The 443-nt window shown below is 69.8% G+C and carries 1 protein-coding gene; it reads right to left on the bottom strand.

Translation table 11 applies throughout. The annotated features are described in order from the left end of the window. The coding region (locus ACGK9R_RS17195) for a hypothetical protein (RefSeq protein ID WP_394583549.1) at positions 1-443 on the bottom strand (443 nt) is incomplete at both ends.

Genomic DNA, 443 nt, shown 5'->3' with positions numbered 1-443 from the left:
CCGTCCGCGTAGTCGGCTTCGGGCAGCACGAAGCGGTCTCCCAGACCGCTCTGCCAGGTGGTGCCGCCGTCGAGCGAGTACTCCCAGAGCGCGCCGGGTTCGAGGTCGCCGACCAGCAGGGTGCCGTCGGCGGTGATGCCGTCGCCCACCTCGCCGGTGTCGTTGAGCAGTTCAAGTGTGGGTGCCGCCGGCGGCGTCACATCGATTTCGACCGCGCCGAGGCGCACCGGCGCGCTGATGTTGCCCGCCGCATCGGTCTGGCGGACCTGCACGTCACCGACATCGTAGGTGCCTTCCGGCAGCTCGAACGCGGTGCCTTCACCCACGAGCCAGGTGGTGCCGCCATCGAGCGAGTACTCCCAGGTCGCGTTCTCCTCGAGGTTGCCCACGTTGACGGTGGCGTCGTTGGTAATCGGGGCCGGGTCGGCCAGCGAAGCCGTCGG

Origin of the sequence: Halomonas sp. HNIBRBA4712 (assembly GCF_043558675.1) — a bacterium.
Lineage (GTDB): Bacteria > Pseudomonadota > Gammaproteobacteria > Pseudomonadales > Halomonadaceae > Vreelandella.
Note: the sequence above shows the minus strand (reverse complement) of the source record. Positions and strands in the feature narration are given on the sequence as shown.